The 1,678-nt window shown below is 36.2% G+C and carries 2 protein-coding genes and 1 pseudogene; all 3 read left to right on the top strand.

The window, feature by feature from the left end; translation table 11 throughout:
• Nucleotides 1–767: pseudogene (locus A3IA_RS13275) on the top strand (hypothetical protein); the annotation flags it as partial.
• An 8-nt stretch (nt 768–775) separates the two neighbouring features.
• On the top strand, nt 776–1,168 hold the full coding sequence (locus tag A3IA_RS12320; protein ID WP_018380980.1) for a DUF443 family protein: 393 nt from the start codon (nt 776–778) through the stop codon (nt 1,166–1,168).
• Nucleotides 1,169–1,571: 403 nt separating this feature from the next.
• On the top strand, nt 1,572–1,678 hold a 107-nt coding region (locus tag A3IA_RS13110; protein ID WP_018380978.1), incomplete at its 3' end, for a DUF4176 domain-containing protein.

The raw sequence follows: 1,678 nt of genomic DNA, 5'->3' as shown, positions 1-1,678 counted from the left end.
ATGATATTGACACTGTTTTACAATATGCCGAAAAACATCCAGAGGTTGCCTTATCTCCAGAGTTACTAAATGGTATCAATGGATTTTTATCTGAGACACAGAAACGATACGATAAAAATAGTACAGAATTTGATCTTATAGCGACTGCCATTGAACAACTCGGTATTGGGATTCAGCGACTAGGTGGGCTAATCTCAGTTATTGAAGGGATAAAAGGGCCAGCTACTACGGCAGCAGACGGGACTTCGACAGCTTTTGTGATGCTTGATGATGTTGCGAATGGTGCCGGTCAGGCTCTGGTCAGTCATGGATCGAACATAACATCGGTTGGTAAAGGTGTCGGCGGTGTTTTGACGGGACTTGGTTTTGGACTTGGCATGTATAACGACATCGTTAATAATGACAAGACCGTTGGCCAAGCATTAGTTCATAATGGCTTGTCAACGGGGCTAAGTTGGGGGACAGCATCATTAGTTGGTCTTGCTTTTACAAACCCAGTTGGCTGGGTGGCAGTTGGAGCGGGAGCGCTTAGTCTTGCAGCAGGTTGGACTGTGAGTAGACTATTTGATTTAGCTTATGAGAATAACTTTCTTGGTCTTCAAGATGGTCTGGATACAGCAGGAGAATGGTTAGATGATGCGGGTAAAAGCGTTGGTCAAGCTTTGTCGAAAGGTATTGAAGATACTAAAAATTGGGCTTCTGATATGTCTGATAGTATTGGAAATGCGGTTTCAGATGGCTGGAGTACTATTAATCCATTTGATTAAGGAGAAATATGGAAACTATTCAATTTTACAGTAAAGGAAATATGCGCTATGTTCTCTTTCAGGTTGATGAACAACATTATTTATTAGATAGGCGCCCTCGTCATTTGCTTGTTTATTTTTTTATTCCATCAAGTTGGTTTTTTTATCAAAATGTTTTTCCTATTACAGATGAAGAATATTCCAAAATGAATTTCAAACACTCAAAGGCAAGTAAATTCACTATTCCAACTTCATTAATTGTTGGTTTAGTTGTATTTTTCAATTCTTGGTCACGTTTGAAAAATTATAATCCTTTTGAACATCCTAATACAACTATGCCCATGACAATCAAATGGACTTTACTAGTGATTGGCTTAATATTAGCATTTCTTATTTTACAGTCCGTTTACCTAGTTAGTTAGAAAAGCATAGAAAATTTGCTAGGTAGGAAAATCCAGAGTCCTATTTACTATAAAATTCGACCTGAAAAGTCAATAAGATTTAATCTTTTTATGATATTCAACCAAATTTTTGCCGCAATGTTAGTATCTGGTTCCTCACTAGCTTTTATGTACTTAGGAAATTTACCTTCATGGTTCGGAACTACTTTAATAATATTTATTTTTCTATTAATAGCAACTGGCGCTGTGCAGCCACAAGTTAAATGGCAGTACTATATTGTTGATAAACTTGCAAAATATGAATCAGAAATTTGACAAAAATTGTTTATTCTAATAGACATGTATTGCCTCTATGTATCGAAGTGATAGATGACTACTACAGCAATGTTATTAATAAAATTTTCAACTTTTGAAAGGATATATGATGTTACCCATAGGAAGTATTGTTTATTTAAAAGAAGGAAGCCGTAAACTGATGGTCTTAAATAGAGGTGCTTTACTTGAGCAATCTGGAGAAAAGCTTCTATTTGA

It is taken from the genome of Streptococcus thoraltensis DSM 12221 (assembly GCF_000380145.1).
In the GTDB taxonomy this organism is placed as follows: Bacteria; Bacillota; Bacilli; order Lactobacillales; family Streptococcaceae; genus Streptococcus; species Streptococcus thoraltensis.
Note: the sequence above shows the minus strand (reverse complement) of the source record. Positions and strands in the feature narration are given on the sequence as shown.

Coding starts and splice junctions, on each gene's coding strand:
- A3IA_RS12320 (WP_018380980.1), top strand. CDS start 776: ATGGAAACTATTCAATTTTACAGTAAAGGAAATATGCGCTATGTTCTC.